General features: G+C 33.9%; 3 protein-coding genes. All 3 read right to left on the bottom strand.

Annotated elements, in window-relative coordinates:
- The coding region (locus FTV32_RS16910; RefSeq protein WP_180029146.1) for an IS1 family transposase at window positions 1–150 on the bottom strand (150 nt) is incomplete at its 3' end.
- A gap of 76 nt (window positions 151–226) precedes the next feature.
- Window positions 227–529 (bottom strand): helix-turn-helix domain-containing protein, encoded by a 303-nt coding sequence (locus tag FTV32_RS16905; RefSeq protein WP_180029145.1) that lies wholly within the window; start codon window positions 527–529, stop codon window positions 227–229.
- Window positions 530–847: 318 nt separating this feature from the next.
- Window positions 848–1,108 (bottom strand): RodZ family helix-turn-helix domain-containing protein, encoded by a 261-nt coding sequence (locus FTV32_RS16900; RefSeq protein WP_180029144.1) that lies wholly within the window; start codon window positions 1,106–1,108, stop codon window positions 848–850.
- Window positions 1,109–1,642 lie beyond the last annotated feature (534 nt).

The following is a 1,642-nucleotide window of genomic DNA, read 5'->3' as shown; positions in this document are numbered from 1 at the left end:
ACACCCTTGATAGCTTAATGCATGATCACCAATAAACTGACGTTTGCAATCTTTGCATTGATGGTTTTGTTTCCCATCTACTTTGATGCCATTTCTCTTTATATTGTTACTTAGACAGGTAGGACATCTGATTTGTAGCGTTATTTTCATACCTCTATTTTATCAAAAGCCATATTGTTTTTTTCAGCATACTTTTTGAAACACCACCAGTTTTTTGAGCATGGATTTATTTCCTTTTGATACGTTGGCGAGCCGTATTGCTCTCATAGCGGAGAATGTCATTTACACTGTTTAAATGAGGTTTGAAGAGTTCCTCTAATTCTTTTAATCGGCCCAATACCATGGCAACGCGTACTAAATTTTCAAATGAAACATTTCGACCAGCTTCCAAATTAGATACTGTATTTACACCAATACCAGCACGTGTAGCGACGTCTGCCTGAGTCATTTCCAGATAAAGTCGTTCTTTACGAAGCCTTTCACATAATAACGTGATAACCTCTTCAGGTTTTTTGAATTTTAAATCCATAATATTGGGTCTTATATCTAAATATATGTATTAAACCACAAAATAATAGAGTTATGAAATAAACCGACTTAGTCGGTAAGAAGGGTACTTTATTAGCCTGATTAGATCCTATTAGATTAAAGAAGTCTAATTAGATATTTACAATCTAATAGAGTCTAACAACTTGCTTTAAGCTTAATCCGTTTCGCGTGGTGTCGCGAGGAACCGTGATTTGCTATCAGTTCAATCTGGAATATCTGACACAAGTGGTCTGGCGTAATGAGGTCGATGGGCAGCGCTTTGCCTTTCTTGATACCTTATTCAGTACCGATTTACAATTTATTCATCATCTTCCGCAAACATTGCTTCAATTTCATCCCAGTGCGGAAATTTATACTTCTTTTTATCCACTTCAAATTGTAGACCTACGGTATTAAGTACACTTTCGAATATACTAAATGAGCCTGTAAAATTGCCATTTTCTATTTCTGAAATTGTTGTTTTATTGATGTTCGTTTTTTCTGAAAGATTTTTCTGTGTATAGCCCAGAGCTTTTCTTGCCAAACGTATTTCTTTACCTATTTCTTCTCTTGTAGCCATATCAATTTTAACTCTAGAAATTTGTTCGCTATATAGCAAAATTTTTATAGTGATTTTTGAATATTATTGAAGTTATAAGGTTTGATTTTGCCTTAAATTATTTGAATAGAGCTCATATGTGTATAGCATTTTTAATCCTTTAGAATTAGGCTAGCCTGTCTCTTGATGTAAAATCAATAATACTTGGACATCTATTCTTGTTTTATCTGGACATTTTTTTCTGCTTTAGGGTTAAATGAGGCTACACAAAACTGCGGAACATTGATCAAATAACAAGTGTGGAACATGAATAATCACAAAAAAGCCATTCCAGTGCACTGAACTCTGGAATTGTTTAGTATAAGCTTATGATTTATATGAGATAAAATAAACATGTTATTCCCAAGTAGAAATGTCCTACCACAAAATCTGTTATTCCTAAGTAGAAATGTCCTACCTAATAACCAAATAGAAATGTCCTATACAGACATTTCCAAGTCAAGCACAGGATTCAGATTTCGTTCTTTGATTACTGTTTTCTGTGCACGTCTGCTT

This window comes from Acinetobacter sp. YH16032 (genome assembly GCF_013417345.1).
In the GTDB taxonomy this organism is placed as follows: domain Bacteria; phylum Pseudomonadota; class Gammaproteobacteria; order Pseudomonadales; family Moraxellaceae; genus Acinetobacter.
The sequence above is the reverse complement of the archived record's forward strand: the minus strand, read 5'-3'. Positions and strand labels throughout refer to the sequence as shown.